The 509-nt window shown below is 34.2% G+C and carries 1 protein-coding gene; it reads right to left on the bottom strand.

Translation table 11 applies throughout. The features are described 5' to 3' along the window. On the bottom strand, nucleotides 1-508 hold a 508-nt coding region (locus tag ACFINL_RS09965; protein ID WP_375651515.1), incomplete at its 3' end, for an SMI1/KNR4 family protein. Nucleotide 509: the final 1 nt, after the last annotated feature.

The raw sequence follows: 509 nt of genomic DNA, 5'->3' as shown, positions 1-509 counted from the left end.
TGTTCTCAGTCTTTTCAATCGGTTGGTCACCATCAAGTATCTCTTCTCCCGCGTGTACTTTAATTCTTTTGCAAAGGAATTCATAAAAATTACTGGCGTAATATTCGCAATTATCCAATGGATACATAACATAGATTGGACATTCTCCATCCCTAAACTGCGTATAATCAAAATAAAAAATTTCATCAAAATCAGCGTAACACACGATAAGCTGTTCTGATGTTGCAAAACCACGTTTTCTAGCATTTAAGTTTTTGAAAACAATATCACCACCAGGGATATCTGCTCCACACTCCTTATAAAGGCTAAAGATTTCTTCACCACCAATTTCTCCTCCTACATATTTTTTTAAAAAGCTCTTATAAGAAGATGTGAATTGCAAATCGAGAACTTTCTCCGCCTTTTCAATCCGTAGATCATCAGCCGCATTTTCTTCAGTACGAAAATTGATAATATCATTATATTTATCAACTAATTCTACAACATCATCTAAGGTATAGGTTTTCATC

It is taken from the genome of Bartonella sp. AA78NXGY (assembly GCF_042197005.1).
GTDB lineage: Bacteria > Pseudomonadota > Alphaproteobacteria > Rhizobiales > Rhizobiaceae > Bartonella.
The sequence above is the reverse complement of the archived record's forward strand: the minus strand, read 5'-3'. Positions and strand labels throughout refer to the sequence as shown.